Here is a 22,517-nt window from a genome sequence, read left to right as displayed (position 1 = left end):
ATAAAATTAAATCTTGGTTAAGAAAAACTTTAATCATCATTGGTGATGATAAATGGTTTATAATTCGCTGGGTTTATGAAGTGCGGGGAAATAATATTAATTTTAAAGATTATAGTAGTTGGTGAGTGTGTTTTAACTATTTGTGCTATTCACTCATTTTTCAGAATATGTTGTTATGTTTAAATAATATCAGAGACACATTCGTCTCTCTGATATTATTCATTTAGCGCACAGCTTCTGCCATCCACGCCGACAGTTCCCGCAGTTCTTTTTCCTGCTCCGGGAAATCAACCAGTAGCGCCTCGCACGTTTCCTGTAGTTTATCCGCGCGGTACAAACACCCTTGCAGCCGCTCGGCCAGCGCTTCCAGCGGTGCCGGGTTCAGGCTATCGGTAAACACCTGTGCGCGGGTAATCACACCTTTCTCGACGTCAAAATGCAGCTCGACGCCGCCCCAGGTGAAACGTTCGTCCAGTAGATGGCTGAACGCCGGTGCCTGGCCGAAATTCCACTCCCAGCTGCTCTGGCGCGCAAAGGTTTCGGCAAAATTCGGCAGATCCGGCGTTTTATCCGGTGAAATCACTTCCGCGTCGACGCGTTCGCCGTAATGGGCGAAAAAGGCTTCCGTGACCGCCTGGCAGACCTGTTCATGGGTGATACCCGGTAATAGCTCGGTAAGATTGGCCACGCGGGAGCGAACGGAGGTGATTCCTTTCGCCGCAAGTTTCTTTTTATCGGGATTCAGATAGTTCGCCAGACGGCTGAGGTCGGCGTTCAACAGCAGCGTACCGTGATGGAAGCCGCGATCTTTGGTTTCGCGATAGGCTGAACCGGAGACTTTGCGATCGCCGTCCGGCGTTTTTACGACCAGATCGTTGCGTCCCGAAGCATCGGCCATGACCCCCAGCGAATTCAGCGCCGCGAGCACAATATGGGTGGAGATGGTTTTATCGTATTCCGGTTTACCAGCCATAAAGGTAAAGCAGGTATTACCGAGGTCATGGAATACCGCGCCGCCGCCGCTGCTACGGCGGGCCAGACGGACATTATCTTCTTCCATACGCCGCGTATTACACTCTTTCCACGGGTTTTGCGCGCGTCCAATGACCACCGTATCCGCGTTGCGCCACAGGAACAGCACGCGCTGGGTGGTGGGCATCTGGCGGAAAATGCACTCCTCGACCGCCAGGTTAAACCAGGGATCGTAAGAGTCAGAAATAAGCAGGCGTAATGTTGTCATGGTGGTTTTCCTTACCTTTATTAAGCCGTCATTTTACTCTTTTTCCTCACGCTCTTCCTCTTCCGGAACAGGCTTGCTGGCCGTTAGCAGGAAGGGCGACTGCTGCCAGCGGGTGCGTTTACCTTGTAGCAAGGTGCGCGTCAGCACCACGCCTATCGCCAGCGAGAGTAGCAGCATCAGGCGTAGAATGTTGGTGGTGTTATCGACCTGCTTTGCTTCGGTGGCCAGCGTGTGGGTATCCAGCGTCAGACGCAGGTAGCCCAATGGGCCGTTTTTCCCCTGGATAGGCTCGACAATTTGTTGGTTAAAATAGCTGCCCGCTTTTTTGCCATCCAGCGCCAGCCTGTCGCGCACGTTGACGCTTTCGCCAGCGCGAGTAATAAGATCGCCCTGTTCATCATAGACGCCGGCATCCAGAATTCGGCTCTCTTGCGTGAGCTGACGCAGCACGGCGTTGATGCGATTTTCATCCGGTGTTTCGCTGCGCATCAGCGGGGCGATGTTGAGCGTCACCTGGCGCGCCAGCGTGCGGGCCAGCTCTTCCAGCTGCGGATTGCGCTGTCGCTGGTGGTTTTGACTAAACCAGGACGCGCCCTGCATGAGCGCGACGAGCAGTGTGAGACAGAACAATACAATGACTGCACGATGCAGCCGAAATTTCAGTTTTGCGCGAGCCATATTCCACCTGCTGAAAATTTGAGGCTTAATGTTGCCAGAAGCGATGGTTACAAGGTAGCCTCATGCGTTATTTTCCGCGGGGCGGTTACCGGCCTGAACGATTTACAGGAGCTTTAATGCCTAACATTACCTGGTGCGATCTGCCTGAAGATGTCTCTTTATGGCCTGGTTTGCCTCTTTCTTTAAGCGGCGACGAGGTGATGCCTCTGGATTACCATGCAGGCCGCAGCGGTTGGCTGCTGTATGGGCGCGGGCTGGATAAGCAGCGTTTAACTCAATATCAGACCAAACTGGGCGCCGCAATGGTGATTGTCGCCGCATGGTGCGTGGAGGATTATCAGGTCATTCGTCTGGCGGGGTCGCTGACGCCGCGTGCGACGCGGCTGGCGCATGAGGCGCAGCTGGATGTTGCGCCGCTGGGTAAAATTCCGCATCTGCGCACGCCGGGGCTGCTGGTCATGGATATGGATTCCACGGCGATCCAGATTGAGTGTATCGATGAAATCGCGAAGCTGGCCGGTACCGGTGAGAAGGTGGCTGAAGTGACGGAGCGCGCGATGCGCGGCGAGCTTGATTTTACCGCCAGTCTGCGCAGCCGCGTGGCGACGCTGAAAGGCGCGGATGCCGATATTTTGCGCCAGGTGCGCGGGAATCTGCCGCTAATGCCAGGATTAACGCAGTTGGTGCTAAAACTGGAAGCGCTCGGCTGGAAAATCGCTATCGCCTCCGGCGGCTTCACTTTCTTCGCCGACTATCTGCGTGACCAGCTACGCCTGACGGCGGCGGTCGCCAATGAGCTGGAGATCATGGACGGTAAATTTACCGGTCACGTTATCGGCGATATTGTGGATGCTGAGTATAAAGCCAATACCTTGCTTCGTCTGGCGCAAGAGCATGACATCCCGCTGGCGCAGACGGTGGCGATTGGCGACGGCGCTAACGATCTGCCAATGATCAAAGCGGCAGGGTTAGGTATTGCCTTCCATGCCAAGCCAAAAGTAAACGAAAAGACGGAGATTACGATCCGCCACGCTGACCTGATGGGCGTGTTTTGCATTCTCTCCGGCAGCATGAACCAGAAATGATTAACCTGCCCAATGGCAAGGCGACCGTAGGCCGGATAAGCGCCAGCGTCATCCGGCAACAGCGTTAACGAAAGAGGTAAAACGTGGCAAAAGCTCCCAAACGCGCCTTTGTTTGTAATGAATGTGGTGCCGATTACCCACGCTGGCAGGGGCAGTGCAGCGCCTGCCAGGCCTGGAACACCATTACCGAGGTGCGCCTTGCCGCGTCGCCGACGGTGGCGCGTAACGAACGTCTGAGCGGATACGCCGGCAGTGCGGGCGTATCAAAAGTGCAGAAACTGTCTGACATCAGTCTTGAGGAACTGCCGCGCTTTTCTACCGGTTTTAAAGAGTTTGACCGCGTGCTGGGCGGCGGGGTGGTACCCGGCAGCGCCATTTTGATTGGCGGTAACCCCGGCGCGGGCAAATCAACGTTGCTGCTGCAAACGCTGTGCAAGCTCGCCGAGCAGATGAAAACGCTGTACGTCACCGGCGAAGAATCGCTACAGCAGGTGGCGATGCGCGCGCACCGTCTCGGCCTGCCGACCGCTAATCTGAATATGCTCTCCGAAACCAGCATCGAGCAGATCTGCCTGATAGCGGAAGAAGAACAGCCGAAACTGATGGTGATCGACTCCATACAGGTGATGCATATGGCGGACATCCAGTCGTCGCCGGGCAGCGTCGCCCAGGTCCGCGAAACGGCAGCCTACCTGACGCGCTTCGCCAAAACGCGCGGCGTGGCGATCGTGATGGTCGGCCACGTCACCAAAGACGGGTCGCTGGCGGGGCCGAAAGTGCTGGAACACTGTATCGATTGCTCAGTATTGCTCGACGGCGACGCCGATTCTCGTTTCCGCACGCTACGCAGCCACAAAAACCGCTTTGGCGCAGTCAATGAGCTGGGCGTCTTCGCCATGACCGAACAGGGGTTGCGCGAAGTGAGCAATCCGTCCGCCATCTTTTTAAGCCGTGGCGATGAGGTCACTTCCGGCAGTTCAGTGATGGTCGTCTGGGAAGGTACGCGACCGTTGCTGGTGGAGATTCAGGCGCTGGTCGATCACTCGATGATGGCGAACCCCAGACGCGTGGCGGTCGGTCTGGAACAAAACCGTCTGGCAATCCTGCTGGCGGTGCTGCACCGACACGGCGGTCTGCAAATGTCGGATCAGGACGTCTTCGTCAACGTGGTCGGCGGCGTGAAAGTCACCGAAACCAGCGCGGATCTGGCTTTACTGCTGGCGATGGTCTCCAGCCTGCGTGACAGGCCGTTGCCGCAGGATCTGGTGGTGTTTGGCGAAGTGGGGCTGGCAGGCGAGATTCGTCCGGTGCCGAGCGGGCAGGAGCGTATTTCCGAGGCGGCGAAACACGGTTTTCGTCGGGCGATTGTGCCTGCCGCCAACGTACCGAAAAAGCCGCCGGAAGGAATGCAGGTGTTCGGTGTTAAAAAGCTCGCAGATGCGTTAAGCGTGTTTGACGACTTATAATTCTCTGTATGTAGTGATGTTGTATAATTTGCCGGATGGCGATGCAATGCGTCTTATCCGGCCTACGGATTGATACGGATTGATACGGATTGATGTTGTAGGCCTGATAAGCGAAGCGCCGTCAGGCAGTGTTATGCGATTTTTCCAGCAGGAGGCTCTTGTGTCATCGTTCGACTATCTCAAAACCGCGATTAAGCAGCAAGGTTGCACTCTGCAACAGGTGGCTGACGCCAGCGGTATGACCAAGGGGTATCTGAGTCAGTTACTTAACGCCAAAATCAAAAGCCCCAGCGCGCAAAAACTGGAGGCGCTACACCGTTTTCTCGGGCTGGAGTTTCCCCGCCGACAGAAAAACATTGGCGTGGTGTTCGGTAAATTTTATCCATTGCATACCGGACACATCTACTTGATCCAGCGCGCCTGTAGCCAGGTGGATGAGTTGCACATCATTATGGGATATGATGATACGCGCGACCGCGGGCTGTTTGAGGATAGCGCCATGTCGCAGCAGCCCACCGTGTCGGATCGCCTGCGCTGGTTATTGCAAACCTTCAAATACCAAAAAAATATTCGCATCCACGCCTTTAATGAAGAGGGGATGGAGCCTTATCCGCATGGCTGGGACGTCTGGAGCAACGGCATTAAAGCGTTTATGGCAGAGAAGGGAATACAGCCGAGCTGGATCTACACTTCCGAAGAGGCTGATGCGCCGCAGTATCTTGAGCATTTAGGGATTGAGACGGTGCTGGTCGATCCTGAACGCACGTTTATGAATATCAGCGGGGCGCAAATCCGCGAAAATCCGTTTCGTTACTGGGAATATATTCCTACCGAAGTGAAGCCGTTTTTCGTGCGTACCGTCGCGATTCTGGGCGGGGAATCAAGCGGCAAGTCTACGCTGGTTAATAAGCTCGCCAATATTTTTAATACCACCAGCGCCTGGGAATATGGCCGCGACTATGTTTTTTCGCATCTGGGCGGCGATGAGATGGCGTTACAGTATTCCGACTACGATAAAATTGCGCTGGGCCATGCGCAATATATTGATTTTGCAGTGAAATATGCGAATAAAGTGGCGTTTATCGATACCGATTTCGTCACCACCCAGGCATTTTGCAAAAAATACGAAGGGCGCGAGCATCCGTTTGTCCAGGCGCTGATTGACGAGTATCGCTTCGACCTGGTGATTTTGCTGGAGAATAATACGCCGTGGATAGCTGACGGACTGCGAAGCCTGGGCAGTTCAGTGGATCGCAAAGCGTTCCAGAACCTGTTGGTCGAGATGCTGAAAGAAAACAATATTGAGTTCGTTCACGTTAAAGAGGCTGATTACGATGGCCGCTTTTTGCGCTGTGTGGAACTGGTGAAAGAGATGATGGGCGAGCAGGGATAAGAACCAATGCCTGATGCGACGCTTACCGCGTCTTATCAGGCCTACAGTTTCACAACGTACTGGAATCGCTGGGTTTGTAGGCCGGGTAAGCGCAAGCGCCACCCGGCATTCAGACATTTATTTGGCAATACGCTTGTACTTGATACGCTTCGGCTCCAGCGCCTCGGCGCCCAGCGTGCGTTTCTTGTACTCTTCGTATTCGGTAAAGTTACCTTCGAAGAATTCCACCTTACCTTCATCCTGATAATCCAGAATGTGGGTGGCGATACGGTCAAGGAACCAACGGTCGTGCGAGATAACCATCGCGCAGCCAGGGAACTCCAGCAGGGCGTTTTCCAGCGCGCGCAGGGTTTCGATATCCAGGTCGTTCGTCGGTTCGTCGAGCAGCAGGACGTTGCCGCCCACCTGCAGCAGCTTCGCCAGATGCAAACGACCGCGCTCACCGCCGGACAGTTCGCCAACGCGTTTGCCCTGATCGACGCCTTTGAAGTTGAAGCGGCCTACATAGGCGCGGCTTGGCATTTCGGTATTGCCGATCTTCATGATATCCAGCCCGCCGGACACTTCTTCCCAGACGGTTTTGCTGTTGTCCATCGCGTCGCGGAACTGATCGACCGAGGCCAGCTTGACGGTTTCACCCAGCGTAATGGTGCCGCTATCAGGCTGCTCCTGACCGGACATCATGCGGAACAGGGTCGATTTACCCGCGCCGTTTGGCCCGATGATCCCGACGATAGCGCCTTTCGGTACCGAGAAGCTCAGGTCGTCGATCAGTACGCGGTCGCCGTAGGATTTACGCAGGTTGCTGACTTCAATGACTTTGTCGCCCAGACGCGGTCCTGGTGGAATAAACAGTTCGTTGGTTTCGTTACGTTTCTGATACTCAACGCTGTTCAGTTCTTCAAAGCGAGCCAGACGCGCCTTACCTTTCGACTGACGGCCTTTCGCGCCCTGACGCACCCACTCCAGCTCTTTCTCAATGGATTTACGGCGCGCTGCTTCGGCAGACGCTTCCTGCGCCAGACGCTGATCTTTCTGCTCCAGCCAGGAGGAGTAGTTGCCTTCCCACGGAATACCTTCGCCGCGGTCAAGTTCCAGAATCCAGCCGGCGACGTTATCGAGGAAGTAACGGTCGTGGGTAATCGCCACGACGGTGCCTTCGAAGTCGTGCAGGAAACGTTCCAGCCACGCAACAGATTCGGCATCCAGGTGGTTGGTGGGTTCGTCGAGCAGCAGCATGTCCGGCTTTTCCAGCAACAGACGGCACAGCGCCACGCGACGGCGCTCGCCGCCGGACAGTTTTTCGACTTTGGCATCCCAGTCCGGCAGACGCAGAGCGTCAGCAGCGCGCTCAAGCTGCACGTTCAGATTATGACCGTCGTGCGCCTGGATAATCTCTTCAAGCCGGCCTTGCTCTGCCGCCAGCTTGTCGAAGTCGGCATCCGGATCGGCATACAGCGCGTACACTTCATCCAGACGTTTGAGGGCGTTAACCACTTCCGAAACGGCCTCTTCAATCGACTCGCGTACCGTATGTTCCGGGTTTAGCTGAGGTTCCTGCGGCAGGTAGCCAATCTTAATGCCGGGCTGCGGGCGCGCTTCGCCCTCGATATCTTTATCGAGACCCGCCATGATGCGCAGCAGGGTAGACTTACCGGCGCCGTTAAGGCCCAGCACGCCGATTTTGGCGCCAGGGAAGAAGCTCAGCGAGATGTTTTTCAGAATATGACGTTTCGGCGGAACCACTTTGCCGACACGATGCATGGTATAAACGAATTGAGCCACGTTGGACTTCGCCTCTATGTTTATCGTGATGGTGAATAGATGTCAAAGGCGAAGTGTAGCCTTTTTCCCTGCCTAAGCCCAGCCAGCAGATCGCACTCGCAATAAAAGTAAAAAAGTGTCCGTAACGTGGCGCAAATGGCTATGACTGGTTAGCATAAATTCATTACGCGGCATGATGCTGCATTGGATAACAATTGAGGAAGAGCTTGTGGATAGAGCCAAACCATTTGTCTGGCGTCTCGTCGCCGCCAGCGTATGCCTGCTGACCTTTTGTCACCTCGCGCGGGCCGACTCACTGGAAGAGCAGCGTAACCGCTATGCGCAGATTAAGCAGGCCTGGGACAACCGCCAGATGGATGTGGTAGAGCAGATGATGCCGGGTCTGAAAGATTATCCGCTCTACCCGTATCTGGAATACCGTAAGATCACCGACGATTTGATGAACCAACCGGCGATTGCTGTCACGCAGTTTGTGCGCGCCAATCCTACGCTTCCGCCTGCGCGTACGCTGCAATCACGCTTCGTCAATGAGCTGGCGCGTCGTGAAGACTGGCGCGGCTTGCTGGCGTTTAGCCCGGAGAAACCCGGCACCACGGAAGCGCAATGTAACTATTACTACGCGAAATGGAGTACCGGGCAAACGGAAGCGGCCTGGCAGGGCGCGAAAGACCTTTGGCTGACCGGCAAAAGTCAGCCGAATGCCTGCGATAAACTGTTCAGCGTTTGGCGGGCCTCAGGCAAGCAAGACCCGCTGGCGTATCTGGAACGTATTCGGCTGGCGATGAAAGCCGGGAATACGGGGTTGGTTACGGTGCTGGCCGGACAGATGCCGGCGGAATATCAAACGATCGCCTCAGCGATCATTACCCTGGCTAATGACCCTAATAACGTGTTGACCTTCGCACGCACCACCGGCGCCACCGATTTTACCCGCCAGATGGCGGAAGTCGCGTTTGCCAGCGTCGCCCGCCAGGACGCGGAAAATGCGCGTCTGATGATCCCCTCGCTGGTACAGGCGCAGAAACTTAATGAGGAACAAACGCAGGCGCTGCGCGATATCGTTGCCTGGCGACTGATGGGCAACGATGTGACCGATGCGCAGGCGAAATGGCGCGATGACGCGATTATGCGCTCGCAATCGACGTCGCTTATCGAGCGGCGCGTACGTATGGCGCTGGGGATGGGCGATCGTCGCGGTCTCAATACCTGGCTTGCCCGACTGCCAATGGAGGCGAAAGAGAAAGACGAGTGGCGTTACTGGCAGGCGGATTTATTGCTGGAGCGCGGTCGTGACGCCGAAGCGAAAGAGATCCTTCATGCTTTAATGCAGAAGCGCGGTTTTTATCCGATGGTCGCGGCGCAGCGTTTAGGCGAAGAGTACACGCTTAAAATCGATAAAGCGCCCGCCAACGTAAACAGCGCGTTGACGCAGGGGCCGGAGATGGCGCGTGTACGGGAGCTGATGTACTGGAACCTGGATAACACGGCGCGCAGCGAATGGGCGAATCTGGTAAAAAGCCGTAGTAAATCTGAACAGGCGCAGCTGGCGCGCTATGCGTTTAACCAGCACTGGTGGGATCTGAGCGTACAGGCGACGATCGCCGGAAAACTGTGGGATCATCTGGAGGAGCGTTTCCCGCTGGCGTATAACGATCTTTTTACCCGCTATACCCGCGGAAAAGATATCTCACAAAGCTATGCCATGGCGATTGCCCGCCAGGAGAGCGCCTGGAACCCGAAAGTAAAATCGCCGGTAGGGGCCAGCGGCTTAATGCAGATTATGCCGGGAACGGCCACCCATACGGTGAAAATGTTTTCGATTCCGGACTACCGTGGCCCCGGCCAACTGCTGGAGCCGGAGACCAACATCAACATTGGCACCAGCTATTTGCAGTATGTCTATCAGCAGTTTGGTAATAACCGTATTTTCGCCTCGGCGGCGTATAACGCCGGGCCGGGGCGCGTGCGCACCTGGCTTGGCAATAGCGCCGGGCGTATCGATGCCGTAGCGTTTGTCGAAAGCATTCCCTTTTCGGAAACGCGCGGCTATGTGAAAAACGTTCTGGCCTATGACGCTTACTATCGCCACTTTATGGGGCAGAAAGAGGCCTTAATGAGCGACTCTGAGTGGCAGCGACGGTATTAATGCAGACGGGTTATGTTATCATTTGTACTCGTGTAACAGTACAAACGGCGGTATAACATGACCCAGCATTCCCCTTATTCATCGGCTATCGCCGAACAACGTAATCAGGAGTGGCTTCGTTTTGTGGAGTTACTCCGTCAGGCATATGCAGAGGATCTGCATCTGCCTTTATTACAACTGATGCTTACGCCGGACGAGCGTGAAGCGCTGGGAACGCGCGTGCGCATTATTGAGGAGTTGCTGCGTGGCGAAATGAGCCAGCGCGAGTTGAAAACCGAGCTGGGGGCGGGCATCGCCACCATCACGCGCGGGTCAAACAGCCTGAAATCCGCGCCGGTTGAACTGCGTCATTGGCTTGAGAACGTACTGCTGAAAAGCGCCTGATTTGCTCGTAGGCCGGATAAGGCGAAGCGGCCATCCGGCAACATCGCCGCGAAATGCCTGATGGCGCTGTGCTTATCAGGCCTACAACATAGCGCAAATAATTATCGATACACCGCGTTATGAAACGGGCTTAACGCCAGAATCACCGCCTGGTAGTAAACGCTGGAGCGCGTTAATTTTCCGGCGGTAAATACGCCAATGGCGCCCTCTTTGCGACCAATCTCGTCAATACCGGTATAGTGGGACATCACCGGGCCAAGCGCTTCTCCCTGGCGGACTCTGTCGAGAATGACGGCGGGCAGCGGCAGCGTGGCCGATCGCGCTTCACCGCGCTGAACGCCGTTATCAATCACCACCCAACTGAAGGTGGCGTCATCGTCAATTCCGGCTTCAATGGCTACCCAGAAATCAGCTTGTGGATGCAGGCGTCGCGCATTATCCACGCGATTTCGTGCGCCAGCACGCGTTTCCTCGCTTCCGAAGGGCTGCTCCGGTACGCCGCTCTCGACGGCGACGGGCGTAATATGGCACGATCCTTCGCCGAAAATCTCTTCAAATGCCTGTAGAATTGCCTGAATTTTGGCAGGATTGGTGGTCGCAGAGATAACCTGGTGCATAATTAAGCTCAGTTTTAAAAATTTATCGCAGTATAACGGAAAAAAAACATGTTACAGGTATACCTTGTTCGCCACGGTGAAACGCAGTGGAACGCCGAGCGACGTATTCAGGGCCAATCGGACAGTCCCCTGACAGCAAAAGGCGAGCAGCAGGCCATGCAGGTAGGAGAACGCGCCCGTAGCCTCGGCATCACCCATATCATCAGCAGCGATTTAGGCCGCACAAAACGCACGGCGGAGATTATCGCCCAGGCGTGCGGGTGTGATATCACCTTTGACTCCCGCCTGCGCGAGCTGGATATGGGCGTGCTGGAAAAGCGCCAGATCGATTCGCTGACGGAAGAAGAAGAGGGCTGGCGTCGTCAGCTGGTCAACGGCACGCAGGATGGCCGCATTCCCGGCGGGGAATCGATGCAGGAGTTGAGCGATCGCGTTCATGCCGCGCTGGCGTCCTGTCTGGAGCTACCGCAGGGCAGCCGACCTTTATTGGTCAGTCACGGTATCGCGTTGGGCTGTCTGGTCAGTACTATACTGGGACTACCCGCCTGGGCGGAACGCCGGTTACGTTTGCGCAACTGCTCTATTTCCCGCATCGATTACCAGGAAAGTCAGTGGCTGGCGTCTGGGTGGGTGGTAGAAACCGCAGGGGACGTTTCGCATCTGGACGCCCCTGCATTGGATGAGCTACAGCGTTAACGGCGAATCGGGATCAGAAATTCGCAGCGCAGGTTGATAGGGCGATCGCCGGTTTTGGTATCTTCTGACGGATAGTATCGCTCTATATCCTGCCCTTTACGACGGGTCAGATTCAGCATTGGCATACAGGTGCCGTAAACGGTCAGGATAAAATCCTGCACGCCGGTTCCTAACCCTTCATAGGTGAACATGACGTATTCACCGCCCTGCAACAGCACAGGATGCGCCGACTGAACATAGCCATCGGCCTGCTCTTGCGGCAGTGCGGTGGTATAGAATACTTCCTGCTCATCGTCTTTCTCCATGCTGGGGCGCGTTTCATTAAGCCCATAAAGCACTGGCGGAATAGTTGGCGAATGACCGAGGAAATCATGCCAGAATTGCACGCGCATTTCGTGGCGGAAGTCGGAAATCTGTTCCAGCGAGCAGGAATAGCTCTGCGTGACGCCAAGGAGCGGCGTATCTTCCAGCGTAACGAACTGATGTTCCGGCACGGTAAACTCGCCCAGCCGTAATGGCGGGCGAATGCCAAAGGCGCTCCATTCCGAGGAGCGACGATACAGCGCTGGCGTCTGGGAAAACTGTTTCTTAAAGGCGCGCGTAAAGGTTTGCTGAGAATCGAAGCGGTACTGAAGAGCAATATCCAGAATTGGACGCGCGGTCAAACGCAGCGCCACTGCTGATTTCGATAAACGACGGGCGCGGATGTAAGCGCCAATGGCGTGGCCCGTCACGTCCTTAAACATTCTCTGCAGGTGCCACTTGGAATAGCCTGCTTTTGCCGCCACATTGTCAAGTGACAGCGGCTGATCCAGATGACCTTCCAGCCAGATTAACAGGTCGCGAATTATGCCAGCCTGATCCATAAAATATCCCCATCCTTTCAACAACGAGCACCCGATATCAGGTAAGAGGATAATAGCATTTTTTGTTCTTTTAGCATTCAGTGTTTTTTTTGAGCTTAAATGCTTTTTTTAGGCAACGTGACAGGTAATTATTCTAATCCTGTGATCTATAACCATTTTATTTTAGAATGTCTAATAATTACGCAACGTAACTTTTATGAATGGTAACAATATGAAATACAAGAGCTTAGTACTTTTCTCAATTTTGTTGCTGCTGGGGCAGAGCGCCCGCGCGGAACAAATTGGTTCAGTCGATACGGTATTTAAAATGTTCGGTCCTGACCATAAAATCGTGGTGGAAGCTTTTGACGATCCTGATGTCAAAAACGTGACGTGCTATGTTAGCCGGGCGAAAACGGGCGGCATAAAAGGCGGATTGGGGCTGGCTGAAGATACGTCTGACGCCGCCATCTCTTGTCAGCAGGTCGGGCCTATTGAACTGAGCGACAAAATTAAGAACGGCAAGGCGCAGGGAGAGGTGGTTTTCAAAAAACGCACCTCATTGATATTTAAGTCATTGCAGGTCGTGCGTTTCTATGATGAGAAACGCAACACGCTGGCGTATCTGGCCTATTCCGACAAAGTGGTCGACGGGTCGCCGAAGAACGCCATCAGCGCGGTGCCGGTCATGCCGTGGCGACAATAACAGGGAAAGAGTATGCAGCAACCGCAGGTCTGGTTAGTCGAGGATGAACAGGGAATCGCCGATACGCTCATCTACACCCTGCAACTGGAAGGGTTTACCGTTGAGCTATTCGCTCGCGGGCTGCCCGCGCTGGAAAACGCGCGTCAGCAACGGCCGGATGCGGTGATTCTCGATGTGGGACTACCGGATATCAGTGGTTTTGAGCTGTGTCGGCAGTTGCTGGAACGCCATCCTGCGCTGCCGATTCTTTTCCTGACTGCCCGCAGCGATGAAGTGGATCGATTGCTTGGTCTGGAGATCGGCGCAGATGATTATGTCGCCAAGCCATTCTCGCCGCGCGAAGTGAGCGCCCGCGTGCGCACGCTGCTGCGCCGGGTGAAAAAGTTTGCTGCGCCGTCGCCGGTGGTGCGTACCGGACATTTTGAACTCAATGAACCGGCGGCGCAGATCGCCTGGTTTGGTACGCCGCTCTCGCTGACGCGTTATGAGTTTCTGCTTCTTAAAACCCTGCTGCTGTCGCCGGAGCGCGTGTACTCGCGTCAGCAATTGATGGATATTGTCTGGTCTGATGCCCAGGAGACCTTCGATCGGACGGTCGATACACACATCAAAACCCTGCGCGCTAAGCTACGCGCGATCAACCCGGATCTCTCGCCAATTAACACGCATCGTGGAATGGGATACAGCCTGAGGAGCGTCTGATGCGCATCGGAATGCGTTTGCTACTGGGCTACTTTCTTATTGTCGCCGTCGCCGCCGTGTTTGTGCTGTCTATCTTTGTTCAGGAGATAAAGCCGGGCGTCCGCCGCGCGACGGAAGGGACGCTGATTGACACCGCGACGCTGCTGGCGGCGCTGGCCCGCGACGATCTTCTCTCCGGCAACCCGACTGACGGCCAGTTGGCGAAAGCATTCGCCCAGCTGCAACATCGCCCGTTTCGCGCCAATATCAGCGGGATCGTCAAAGTGCGCAATGAATACCATGTCTACATGACGGATGCACAGGGGAAGGTGTTGTTTGATTCGGAAAACAAAGCGGTGGGGCAGGATTATTCTCGCTGGAATGACGTCTGGCTTACGCTGCGCGGACAGTATGGCGCCCGCAGCACGGCAAAAGATGCTGCCGATCCCAATAGCACCGTGATGTACGTAGCCGCGCCGATAATCAGCGATGGACGGATTATCGGCGTCCTGACTGTCGGCAAACCGAATGCGGCAATGGCGCCGGTGATTAAGCGCAGCGAACGGCGCATTCTGTGGGCCAGCGCCGTTTTACTGGGGATTGCGCTGGCGATTGGCGCGGGGATGGTCTGGTGGATTAACCGCTCCATCGCCCGGTTGACGCGCTATGCGGATTCCGTCACCGAAAACCGCCCGCTTGCGTTACCTGCATTAGGCAGCAGCGAGCTGCGTAAACTGGCGCAGGCGCTGGAGAGTATGCGCATTAAGCTGGAAGGCAAGAATGAGATTGAGCAGTACGTGTATGCGTTGACTCATGAGCTGAAAAGTCCACTGGCGGCGATACGCGGCGCGGCGGAGATTCTGCGTGAAGGACCGCCCGCGGATGTGGTTACCCGCTTTACAGAGAATATACTGGCGCAAAATACGCGAATGCAGGCGCTGGTAGAAACCCTGCTGCGCCAGGCGCGGCTGGAAAACCGACAGGATATCCCTCTCGCGTCGGTTGCTGTTGATGAACTATTTACGCAGCTTAGCGAGGCGCGCAGTATTCAGTTGGCGGCAAAAAAGATCACCCTTACTCTACGGCCTTCCTCGCTGGTTGTCGTCGCCGACGCGGAGCTTCTGGCGCAGGCGCTGGGCAATGTGTTGGACAATGCTATCGACTTTACGCCTGAAAATGGCGTTATCACATTAAGCGCTCAGCCGATGGGGGAGAAAGCGATCCTGCAGGTGACGGATTCCGGCTGTGGTATTCCTGATTTTGCGCTGCCGCGCATTTTCGACCGATTCTATTCGTTGCCCCGTGAAAACGGACGTAAAAGCAGCGGGCTTGGGCTGGCGTTTGTCAGCGAGGCGGCGCGGCTCCTCAACGGTGAGGTGACGTTGTGCAACCGCCCCGAAGGCGGCGTGCTGGCCTCGTTGACACTTCACCGTCACTTCACATAACTTCAAATTCTCCCCACATCGCGTTCTTACACTGCTGGCATTGCAAAGGAGAACGCTATGTTGAAATCCCCCCTGTTGTGGAAAATGATTACGTTAGGCGGCGCCATGATCCTGCTGTTAATTCCCCTGATGATGGTACGGCACACCATCGTGGAACGTGCTGATTATCGAAGCCATGTAGAAGCCGCTATTCGTCAGAGTACCAGCGGCCCGCAAAAGGTTGTCGGCCCGCTGGTGGCGGTTCCGGTGACAGAGCTCTATACCGTGCTGGAAGAGGAGAAAGAGGTCCAGTATAAGCGCAGTTATCTCTATTTTTGGCTGCCGGAGTCGCTATTGGTCGAAGGCAATCAAAACGTTGAAGCGCGAAAAATAGGTATTTATCAGGGGCAGGTGTGGCATACCGATATGGCGATAAAGGCGGAGTTTGATGTGGCCCGTCTGCATGAGCTGAACAGACCGAACATTACCCTTGGAAAGCCCTTTATCGTCGTGGGCGTCGGCGATGCGCGCGGTATCAGCGCAGTAAAAGCGCCGCAGGTGAATGGTGAAACGCTCACTGTAGAACCGGGGACCGGCTTACCGGAAAGTAGAGAGGGCATTCATATCCCGCTGCCGGACAGTCAGTGGGCGACGCGCAACCTGACGTTGGTGATGTCGTTAAATTTAAGCGGAACCGGCAGCTTTTCACTGGTTCCCGTCGGGCGTAGCAGTGAAATGACCCTGACCAGCAACTGGCCGCACCCAAATTTTGTGGGGGATTTTCTTCCCGGTAAACGCGAAATCAGCGGTTCAGGATTTCAGGCCCAGTGGCAAACCAGTCGGTTTGCCACGAATCTCGGCGAACAGTTTGCTGATGCGCAAAAGGTGGATTGGGACAACTTACCGGCGTTTAGCGTCGCTGTATCGACGCCAGCCGATCAGTATCAACTGACGGACAGAGCGACGAAATATGCCATTTTGTTGATTACGCTAACGTTTATGGCTTTCTTTGTCTTCGAAACCCTGACGGGGCAGCGGTTACACCCGATGCAGTATCTGCTGGTGGGGTTATCGCTGGTGATGTTCTACCTGCTATTGCTGGCACTGTCGGAACATATCGGTTTCACGCCAGCCTGGATCGCCGCCAGCCTGGTGGGCGCGTTGATGAATAGCGTTTATTTGCAGGCGGTGCTGAAAGGATGGCGCAATAGCGTGCTGTTTACGTTAGCGTTATTGGTGTTGGATGGCGTGATGTGGGGATTGCTGCGTTCGGAAGATAGCTCGTTGCTTCTGGGTACCGGCGTTCTGCTACTGGCGCTTGGCGGCGTGATGTTCCTGACGCGCCATCTGGACTGGTATTCGCTCTCTTGTCAGCAACGTAAGTCATTACCGCCAGTAAAAGATGACGAATTACGTTTGTGGAAATAAATCTAACGGGCGCGCGCGTTAACGTTTTCCCGCGCAGCGCCAGAAAATGTGATGCCGTTAGTTATAGGTCAGGTTTAATGTTGCCGTGGCATTCGCTTGCCCGGCCGTTACCGTGGCGGCGGTTTTATAGTAGCGCGCGCTAATTTTCAGGGTGGTCGACATATTCATGGTTCCGCCGTTAACCGTCTGGCTGCCATCGGCATTGGTAGTAATCGTGTGAGTAAAGAGATCAATTTTTTGATTGATTGGCAAACTGTCGGTAAAGAAACCGGCGTCCGGAGCCTGAATACCCAACTGTACGCCAACGCCGGTTGCGCTGGTTGGCGCGCTTGCATTGCTCAACTGGATGACTGAATTATCAGGGTTATTTCCGCTGGCCGGTTGGGCGCTTAACGATGCAGAAATAGCGGTGCCTTGTTCGCAGGTCAATAAGATATCCTGCTCGCCTGTGCCCGCGGTTTGACTGTTAGCGAAACTGCCTAAATTGACGCTGCCTAAATCCACGGTGATGGCAGGTGTTTCTACCCGACATCCCATCGCTTTCATAATCAATTGCGTATTACCCAAATACAGATGGGTCAGGATATCGCCGCCGGAGTCTTCCGTTGCGCTATCGCGAAAAGATACGCGCGCCAGTGGGCTTTGGAATGTCGCGGTACCGGAGGTGATCGGACCGCCTAAGGCGACCAGTTCAACATTGTAGGCGGGAGCCATCGCATGGTGTGTTTTATTGCCATCGCCATTATGGTAGGTATTATCGATTGGCATGACATTATCGTAAGGGCCAGCATTCGTTTGGGTTTTAATCGCAATGCCCACGCCGGAAATCCCGGTGCTAAATACCGGCGTGTTGTTCCCGTCATTCGCATTGATTGTCGCGGATGTATTTGACTGCGCGCTACCGGGTTCATATAAAAAACCGACCTTATAATCGCGACTACAGCCATCCATTGTGACTTCGGAGGTGGAAACCCAGCCCGATTGCCACAACACTTCGCCTGCGGTATAGGCGTGGCTATCCACCACAAGCTGCGACGGCGGGGTGATAGTGATCGCGCCTTCATTTCCGGAACGTTTACAGGAGGCGTAACCATGACCGGAATACGCGAACAGCAGAATAAGCGCCAGATATAACCTTCTCATGAAAAATTCCTGCTTTTATACCAGGTGAAATAGAAAGATGTTATTGCCATGCGATAGTGATCGTCACAACGGACGTGAAATCCCCTGCCGTGACTTTTCCATACGGGGTATACATCCTTGCGGCGACAGGCAAATTGGCTTCGTGGGTATTACTGTTGATATCCACCGTGTAAGTGACGTTGTTGGCCAGATTGACCAGACTTTTGCCGTCCAGGTTAAAAAGCTGTAATCCTAAATCCTGCGCCGGATTGGCCGCGCTGTTTGCATAAATCGCAGAAGCATAATGCGGATCGGGATAAGGTACGCCGTTAAATGAAATCGCGGCTTTTGTGGTAGTTGCCGGGCAATTCGTCATTTTTATGGTGAAAGGAATGGTGGCGGTATTGCCTCCAGCCACGGCGATATCCGCCCGGGCATATTGTCCAAGAGAGAGCGTGTCGGGGACCGTCACGGTACACGGATCGGCATAAATTAATCCCGTAACGTTAATGTCTACGGCATCTGCGGTATTGTATGCTGCGCTGATCGATGGCGACCATAATGCCAGACCCGTGAACGTTAACAGGGCGGCTAATGCAGCAAATCTGTTCATATTCATCTTTTATCCCACCAGAATCACTGGCATTGCTCGTGTAAGATTTCTACGCCAGAAGCGGAGGGGGAGCTCGGTATACGATAAGAGACCTGACACCGGTCTGCTGCTGTTGGTCCCCACTTCACTAATAACCGCCCTTGTTTTTCCAGTCCGGTTAACCAGGCTTGCCCCGCATCACCAACAAAACTGCTGTGATTGTCTGGTTTTGTTAAAGACGAGACGGTCGCGCCAAAAGGAACAGGCAGATTGTTTATGCGGGTTAATACCATCAATACCTTGTAACCAATATTGGTTTTATATTCAGCCCTGACCACCGCGCCACGGGTAGGCACCAGCGTTTTACTGGTATCAATGAGCTCAATATTTTTTCTAATGCCCGTCGTATCTAAAGACACTTCATTACGATGGTAAGGCGAAGCATAAGGTACGACGGCATAGCCCCGAAAATCGGTGTCCACGCCCGTTTCGTTATTCACGGGGACACCCGCTGCGCCAGGGGCTTTAACCAATATGATGGTGTCGTCCATTGGCTGGGATAGTGTCAGGCCATTTCGATGTAACAGTACGCCGCCCTGAACGCCATAATTCAGGCGACGCATATGATTATCGTAGCTATATCCGCCGTTAATATCCGCATACGTCCCGTTATAGGTTGCGCTCACATTACCGCTGGTGGCTTTCTCTTGAGAGGAATAACCTTCCTGAACGCTCCATGAGAGATTTTTCTGTGCCAGCGCTGTTCCGTTTAAACCGACAGTATGCGTGGTATCGCCGTCTTTCGCGGAGTTCATATTGTAGGTGGCATACGTTGACGGCATAAAGGCATCTAACGGAATACTAATATTGATTGAAATTTGCTGGTCATTACTGTCTTCCGTATCGTCGTCTTCATCCTGAGAATTATCGGCGTTCAGCGTATAAGAATAGTTAATGCCATAGCTTACGTTATGCCATGTGTTGTTATAGCCAATACCTAATGATGTGGTATGAGTGTCATTCCAGTAATCTTCATTATATAAAGTGAGTGAAATGGAACCGTAGATAATGTCTTGCGATAACGACAGGTCGGTGCGATTACGTACATGATCATAGTGACTATTATCGCTATAGGTATCCAGCACATCCTCAAGAGCGTAGTAATCTTTGGTCGAATAACGGTAGCCGGCGACAGTGAAATTGGTGCCTGTTGACTGAATATCTTTGCTGTAACGAATACGCCAGGATTGTCCGGTAAGCGTATCGCTAACCACATCGCCTGCTTTAATTTTTGACCATGAGTTGGTGACGTCTAAAGACAATGCGCCCAGATCGCCAAGGTTTAAGCCTGTCCCGATGAGCGCCGCATGATAAACATCATTGCTCAGCGTACTCTCTATTCCGCCATAGGCGGTTATGCCGCCTGCTAATCCGTATAAGGCCGTCAGTTCTGCGAAATTCTGTTGCGCGGAATGCGTATCTGATGAACGCGTGCGGCCTACCGTCAGGTCGTATTTCAGGTGGCCTTCACGCTGTAATACCGGAACGCTGGCGTAGGGCACAATGAAATGCTGTTCAGAACCATCGGATTCTTTGATGGTGACGTACAGGTCGCCCGAGCCGCCGGTTGGATAAAGATCGTTGATGGCGAATGGGCCCGCCGGAACGTTAGTTTTGTAGATGGTATAACCGTTTTGTTCAACGGTTACCTGCGCGCTGCTTTTGGCCACCCCGCGAATGACCGGGGCGAACCCTTTCATACTGTCCGGCAACATATCGTCATCAGAAGAGATCTGTACGCCCTTAAATGAAATACTGTCAAAGACGTCTGCGGGCGTGTTATTTTCCCCGGCGATCAGCTGTCCTTTTAAAAATTCGATATCGCGAGAAACATAGGTGTAGGCAGAATCCCAGCTATTTTGCCCATCGCTATCATGATTCCAGGTTGAGTAGTTACGAAAACGCCATGCGCCAATGTTAATACCAGGGCGCAGGTTAGCGTATTCGCTATTTTCCGTCCGGTTTTCATCAATATCGTGATCCTGCGATCCGGTAAAACTGTAGTTCAGCAAAAAAGCATTAATGCCTTCATCCCATTCGCTGGTAGGGACGAATTCTCGCGGGTCGGCGATCAACGCGATTTGAGGGATCGCTAAATCCAGCCGGTTACCGATGACATTAAACTTTGCTACAGCGCCAGCCAGCAGACTAAGATCGGTACACCCGTTTGGGTCATTTTTAAGCTCGGGGAAGTTTTCTGTTTTTACGCCCCACTGCTTGAGTTGTTCAACGCTAAGACACGGCTGTAGGGAGAGCTTATTATCTGCTGATTTTTTATTTTTAAAGGCAATATTTTTTGTTTCAACACTGGTGTTATTAATATAAATATCAACATTATAGGTGCCTTCTGCCTGCCCCCCCTTTTCGAAAACCGATAGATCGACATTCTCCACGCCCGGTTCATCATTTTCCAACGATAATGGATTAAAATGATCATGCGCTAACGCTGGTTTTATGGAACAGCATATAAAGAGAAACGATAACGCTAATTGAGAACGGGGCTCTACTCTGGAGAATTGCACAGTAAAAGTCCTGAAAGGGTAAAAGTAAAATGAAGTCGTTAATGGCTAGAATGAACCGGAATGCGGCTCTAAACTCATCCCATAATCGTTGATTAATCGCCACGTTACCGTGCCATGAGGGGCGGCAGTAGAACCCAATTTAAATGACGCTGATGATTTTGGCGGAACGAAAGTCGCTGATTTCACTTCATGGCTGTTAAGCGTCACACTGGCAAAGTTCATATAATAGGGAGTGGGGTTATTTACGGTAATAACATCACCTGCCGTCTGCCATTTTAATTGTTGGCTCTGGCTATCAGGCGTTGATTTTGTTAATGCTGGCGGTCGATATATAAGCTTTATTTGGGTATTAATGGAGATTTCCACGCGGTTCGCGGAGGCATTATCATCAATAGAAGGAATACCCTTAATATTGAGCCAGTACATAGACTCCCGATCTGCAGGTAGGGGGGCGCCAGAGCGAATAACCCGAATACTGTTCTTTTGCCCGGCATCAAGGCGAAAAAGAGGCGGGGTGATAATAAACGCCTGCTTATTTGTGACCTGGGGATCGGCAACCGATAACCATGACTGAACAAGATTCGCTTTGCTGTCTTTATTCTCTACATTGATTGACGACTCATCATTATTGCCGTCGAAAACCAGTCGGGTTCCGCCAACAACAATGCTGGCATGGGCAACATGGCTTGTCAGTAATACGACCAACACGGATTTCTTTATGTGTTTCATTTTTTACTCTGTAAAGATGTTTTACGCTATGGACTGGCATCCTGCCTGTCCACATCAGGATGAGAATGCCTTACTGATACGAAACGGTATACGTAACCTGAGTGCTAACATCTCCACCGGTTACGGTTGCGGAACCATCGTTTGCCATGGCGGCGTAATAGGTAAAGTCTGCTTCCGAGCCGTCGGTTGGCAGGTTCACTGCGGCATCATCCGTGTTATCTGTCACATCGCTATGTGAAGCGTTCTGAATAGAAATACCGACACCCGCGGCGCCCGTTTCCGATCCTTCGTCCGCGTTTTTGAAGTACGTTGGGTTGGAATCATCTGTTGCGCCGTGGAAGCGGAACATGGCCTGGGTTGGTACGCCAGTCCCTGCTTCCGGGCAGCTAACCAGGCTTACGGTAAACGGCACGTAATCGGTTGTGGCGCCTTTTTCCGCGATGCGTTCTTTGCTGTAATTGCCTAAATCAATGGTGGTATCCGTGGAGCCATTAACCTGAACCGTACACGCCTGATCGTAAATTTTGCCATTGAACGTAATCGTATTCTGGGCAAATACCGGTGTGGATGCTACGGCAGTTAACATTGCCAGGATGATAATTTTCTTATTAAACATATTAATTGTTGCCTGATTCTATTCGCTGAAAAATAAAGATAGCTATATAAAATAAAATATTATATTTTACTCTGTATGCGCTTCTTTCTGTTCTGTAGATAAGCAGGCGGCTATTCTACGTATATCAACTATGAACTCAATAAAAATTCTGATGCAATATTGAACGGCAGTCCAGTTTCGGACCCGGTAACAAAGTTTAATAAAATACCACTAAAGAAGTATGGTTGATGACTAGATTTATAGAGCAAGATCTCTTTTTTGATAATAGTTATTATTTCCTGGAGGATTTATTTAACTCTATA

Annotated in this window: 20 protein-coding genes; 10 read left to right on the top strand and 10 right to left on the bottom strand. The window is 53.1% G+C overall.

All coding sequences use genetic code 11. The annotated features are described in order from the left end of the window. Window positions 1–223: 223 nt before the first annotated feature. Both lplA and ACH0VJ_RS06425 read right to left on the bottom strand, forming a co-directional pair. Window positions 224–1,240, bottom strand: coding sequence for a lipoate--protein ligase LplA (gene lplA, locus ACH0VJ_RS06430; protein WP_000209781.1), 1,017 nt, complete (start codon window positions 1,238–1,240; stop codon window positions 224–226). Window positions 1,241–1,273: 33 nt separating this feature from the next. Then, window positions 1,274–1,918: a YtjB family periplasmic protein gene (locus tag ACH0VJ_RS06425; protein ID WP_000090067.1), complete on the bottom strand. Its 645-nt coding sequence runs from the start codon at window positions 1,916–1,918 to the stop codon at window positions 1,274–1,276. Window positions 1,919–2,034: 116 nt separating this feature from the next. On the opposite strand from ACH0VJ_RS06425, the gene serB reads away from it, so the two are divergent. The 3 genes from serB (at window position 2,035) to nadR (ending at window position 5,862) form a co-directional block, all read left to right on the top strand. Further along, window positions 2,035–3,003 carry a phosphoserine phosphatase gene (gene serB, locus ACH0VJ_RS06420; protein WP_001132983.1) on the top strand — a complete coding sequence of 323 codons (969 nt, stop codon included), beginning with the start codon at window positions 2,035–2,037 and terminating at the stop codon, window positions 3,001–3,003. An 83-nt stretch (window positions 3,004–3,086) separates the two neighbouring features. Beyond that, entirely contained in the window at window positions 3,087–4,469 is a 1,383-nt protein-coding gene (gene radA, locus ACH0VJ_RS06415; RefSeq protein WP_001029720.1) for a DNA repair protein RadA, read from the top strand. A gap of 160 nt (window positions 4,470–4,629) precedes the next feature. Continuing rightward, entirely contained in the window at window positions 4,630–5,862 is a 1,233-nt protein-coding gene (gene nadR / locus ACH0VJ_RS06410; protein ID WP_001532645.1) for a multifunctional transcriptional regulator/nicotinamide-nucleotide adenylyltransferase/ribosylnicotinamide kinase NadR, read from the top strand. Window positions 5,863–5,979: 117 nt separating this feature from the next. Here the strand turns inward: nadR and ettA are convergent, their stop codons facing one another. Beyond that, on the bottom strand, window positions 5,980–7,647 hold the full coding sequence (gene ettA, locus ACH0VJ_RS06405) for an energy-dependent translational throttle protein EttA (RefSeq protein ID WP_000046770.1): 1,668 nt from the start codon (window positions 7,645–7,647) through the stop codon (window positions 5,980–5,982). 208 nt (window positions 7,648–7,855) lie between these two features. Here ettA and sltY point away from each other — a divergent pair, with 208 nt between their 5' ends. Beyond that, on the top strand, window positions 7,856–9,793 hold the full coding sequence (gene sltY, locus ACH0VJ_RS06400; protein WP_000373272.1) for a murein transglycosylase: 1,938 nt from the start codon (window positions 7,856–7,858) through the stop codon (window positions 9,791–9,793). A gap of 57 nt (window positions 9,794–9,850) precedes the next feature. Beyond that, on the top strand, window positions 9,851–10,177 hold the full coding sequence (gene trpR, locus ACH0VJ_RS06395; protein ID WP_000192004.1) for a trp operon repressor: 327 nt from the start codon (window positions 9,851–9,853) through the stop codon (window positions 10,175–10,177). A 101-nt stretch (window positions 10,178–10,278) separates the two neighbouring features. On the opposite strand, the gene yjjX is transcribed toward trpR, so the two are convergent. Then, on the bottom strand, window positions 10,279–10,794 hold the full coding sequence (gene yjjX / locus ACH0VJ_RS06390; RefSeq protein ID WP_000554310.1) for an inosine/xanthosine triphosphatase: 516 nt from the start codon (window positions 10,792–10,794) through the stop codon (window positions 10,279–10,281). Between the two features lie 48 nt (window positions 10,795–10,842). Here yjjX and gpmB point away from each other — a divergent pair, with 48 nt between their 5' ends. Next, window positions 10,843–11,490, top strand: coding sequence for a 2,3-diphosphoglycerate-dependent phosphoglycerate mutase GpmB (gpmB, locus tag ACH0VJ_RS06385; protein WP_000942363.1), 648 nt, complete (start codon window positions 10,843–10,845; stop codon window positions 11,488–11,490). On the opposite strand, the gene robA is transcribed toward gpmB, so the two are convergent. Next, window positions 11,487–12,356, bottom strand: a complete 870-nt coding sequence (gene robA / locus ACH0VJ_RS06380; protein ID WP_000371685.1) for an MDR efflux pump AcrAB transcriptional activator RobA — start codon at window positions 12,354–12,356, stop codon at window positions 11,487–11,489. The two genes, gpmB and robA, sit on opposite strands and share 4 nt — an antisense overlap. 211 nt (window positions 12,357–12,567) lie before the next feature. Between robA and creA the strand changes: the two genes are divergently transcribed. From creA to creD, 4 genes are read left to right on the top strand one after another with little or no spacing between them, the layout of a single operon-like run. Then, window positions 12,568–13,041, top strand: coding sequence for a protein CreA (gene creA / locus ACH0VJ_RS06375; protein ID WP_000875811.1), 474 nt, complete (start codon window positions 12,568–12,570; stop codon window positions 13,039–13,041). Between the two features lie 12 nt (window positions 13,042–13,053). Further along, window positions 13,054–13,743 carry a two-component system response regulator CreB gene (gene creB / locus ACH0VJ_RS06370; protein ID WP_079833551.1) on the top strand — a complete coding sequence of 230 codons (690 nt, stop codon included), beginning with the start codon at window positions 13,054–13,056 and terminating at the stop codon, window positions 13,741–13,743. After that, window positions 13,743–15,167 (top strand): two-component system sensor histidine kinase CreC, encoded by a 1,425-nt coding sequence (gene creC, locus ACH0VJ_RS06365; RefSeq protein ID WP_001219529.1) that lies wholly within the window; start codon window positions 13,743–13,745, stop codon window positions 15,165–15,167. Before creB ends, creC begins: the two co-directional genes overlap by 1 nt. Before the next feature lie 57 nt (window positions 15,168–15,224). Then, entirely contained in the window at window positions 15,225–16,574 is a 1,350-nt protein-coding gene (gene creD, locus ACH0VJ_RS06360) for a cell envelope integrity protein CreD (protein ID WP_000920391.1), read from the top strand. Between the two features lie 57 nt (window positions 16,575–16,631). Here creD and sthE read toward each other — a convergent pair whose 3' ends face one another. The 5 genes from sthE to ACH0VJ_RS06335 all read right to left on the bottom strand — a co-directional run bounded on the left by sthE (window position 16,632) and on the right by ACH0VJ_RS06335 (window position 22,215). Further along, a complete protein-coding gene (gene sthE, locus ACH0VJ_RS06355) occupies window positions 16,632–17,717 on the bottom strand; it encodes a fimbrial major subunit SthE (protein ID WP_001253761.1) in 1,086 nt (361 codons plus the stop codon). A 40-nt stretch (window positions 17,718–17,757) separates the two neighbouring features. Beyond that, window positions 17,758–18,315 (bottom strand): fimbrial protein, encoded by a 558-nt coding sequence (locus tag ACH0VJ_RS06350; RefSeq protein ID WP_001056982.1) that lies wholly within the window; start codon window positions 18,313–18,315, stop codon window positions 17,758–17,760. Between the two features lie 17 nt (window positions 18,316–18,332). Further along, window positions 18,333–20,870, bottom strand: coding sequence for a fimbrial outer membrane usher protein (locus tag ACH0VJ_RS06345; RefSeq protein ID WP_001160708.1), 2,538 nt, complete (start codon window positions 20,868–20,870; stop codon window positions 18,333–18,335). Window positions 20,871–20,915: 45 nt separating this feature from the next. After that, window positions 20,916–21,599 (bottom strand): fimbrial biogenesis chaperone SthA, encoded by a 684-nt coding sequence (gene sthA, locus ACH0VJ_RS06340; protein WP_000680521.1) that lies wholly within the window; start codon window positions 21,597–21,599, stop codon window positions 20,916–20,918. A 70-nt stretch (window positions 21,600–21,669) separates the two neighbouring features. Next, window positions 21,670–22,215, bottom strand: coding sequence for a fimbrial protein (locus ACH0VJ_RS06335; RefSeq protein WP_000482235.1), 546 nt, complete (start codon window positions 22,213–22,215; stop codon window positions 21,670–21,672). Window positions 22,216–22,517 lie beyond the last annotated feature (302 nt).

The sequence above is a fragment of the Salmonella sp. 2020_1459 genome, assembly GCF_043847915.1.
GTDB lineage: Bacteria > Pseudomonadota > Gammaproteobacteria > Enterobacterales > Enterobacteriaceae > Salmonella > Salmonella enterica.
The sequence above is the reverse complement of the archived record's forward strand: the minus strand, read 5'-3'. Positions and strand labels throughout refer to the sequence as shown.

What these genes read in the sequence shown, in the direction of transcription:
- lplA (WP_000209781.1), bottom strand. Translation starts at nt 1,240, where the DNA reads ATGACAACATTACGCCTGCTTATTTCTGACTCTTACGATCCCTGGTTT.
- ACH0VJ_RS06425 (WP_000090067.1), bottom strand. Translation starts at nt 1,918, where the DNA reads ATGGCTCGCGCAAAACTGAAATTTCGGCTGCATCGTGCAGTCATTGTA.
- serB (WP_001132983.1), top strand. Translation starts at nt 2,035, where the DNA reads ATGCCTAACATTACCTGGTGCGATCTGCCTGAAGATGTCTCTTTATGG.
- trpR (WP_000192004.1), top strand. Translation starts at nt 9,851, where the DNA reads ATGACCCAGCATTCCCCTTATTCATCGGCTATCGCCGAACAACGTAAT.
- yjjX (WP_000554310.1), bottom strand. Translation starts at nt 10,794, where the DNA reads ATGCACCAGGTTATCTCTGCGACCACCAATCCTGCCAAAATTCAGGCA.
- gpmB (WP_000942363.1), top strand. Translation starts at nt 10,843, where the DNA reads ATGTTACAGGTATACCTTGTTCGCCACGGTGAAACGCAGTGGAACGCC.
- robA (WP_000371685.1), bottom strand. Translation starts at nt 12,356, where the DNA reads ATGGATCAGGCTGGCATAATTCGCGACCTGTTAATCTGGCTGGAAGGT.
- creA (WP_000875811.1), top strand. Translation starts at nt 12,568, where the DNA reads ATGAAATACAAGAGCTTAGTACTTTTCTCAATTTTGTTGCTGCTGGGG.
- creB (WP_079833551.1), top strand. Translation starts at nt 13,054, where the DNA reads ATGCAGCAACCGCAGGTCTGGTTAGTCGAGGATGAACAGGGAATCGCC.
- creC (WP_001219529.1), top strand. Translation starts at nt 13,743, where the DNA reads ATGCGCATCGGAATGCGTTTGCTACTGGGCTACTTTCTTATTGTCGCC.
- creD (WP_000920391.1), top strand. Translation starts at nt 15,225, where the DNA reads ATGTTGAAATCCCCCCTGTTGTGGAAAATGATTACGTTAGGCGGCGCC.
- sthE (WP_001253761.1), bottom strand. Translation starts at nt 17,717, where the DNA reads ATGAGAAGGTTATATCTGGCGCTTATTCTGCTGTTCGCGTATTCCGGT.
- ACH0VJ_RS06350 (WP_001056982.1), bottom strand. Translation starts at nt 18,315, where the DNA reads ATGAATATGAACAGATTTGCTGCATTAGCCGCCCTGTTAACGTTCACG.
- sthA (WP_000680521.1), bottom strand. Translation starts at nt 21,599, where the DNA reads ATGAAACACATAAAGAAATCCGTGTTGGTCGTATTACTGACAAGCCAT.
- ACH0VJ_RS06335 (WP_000482235.1), bottom strand. Translation starts at nt 22,215, where the DNA reads ATGTTTAATAAGAAAATTATCATCCTGGCAATGTTAACTGCCGTAGCA.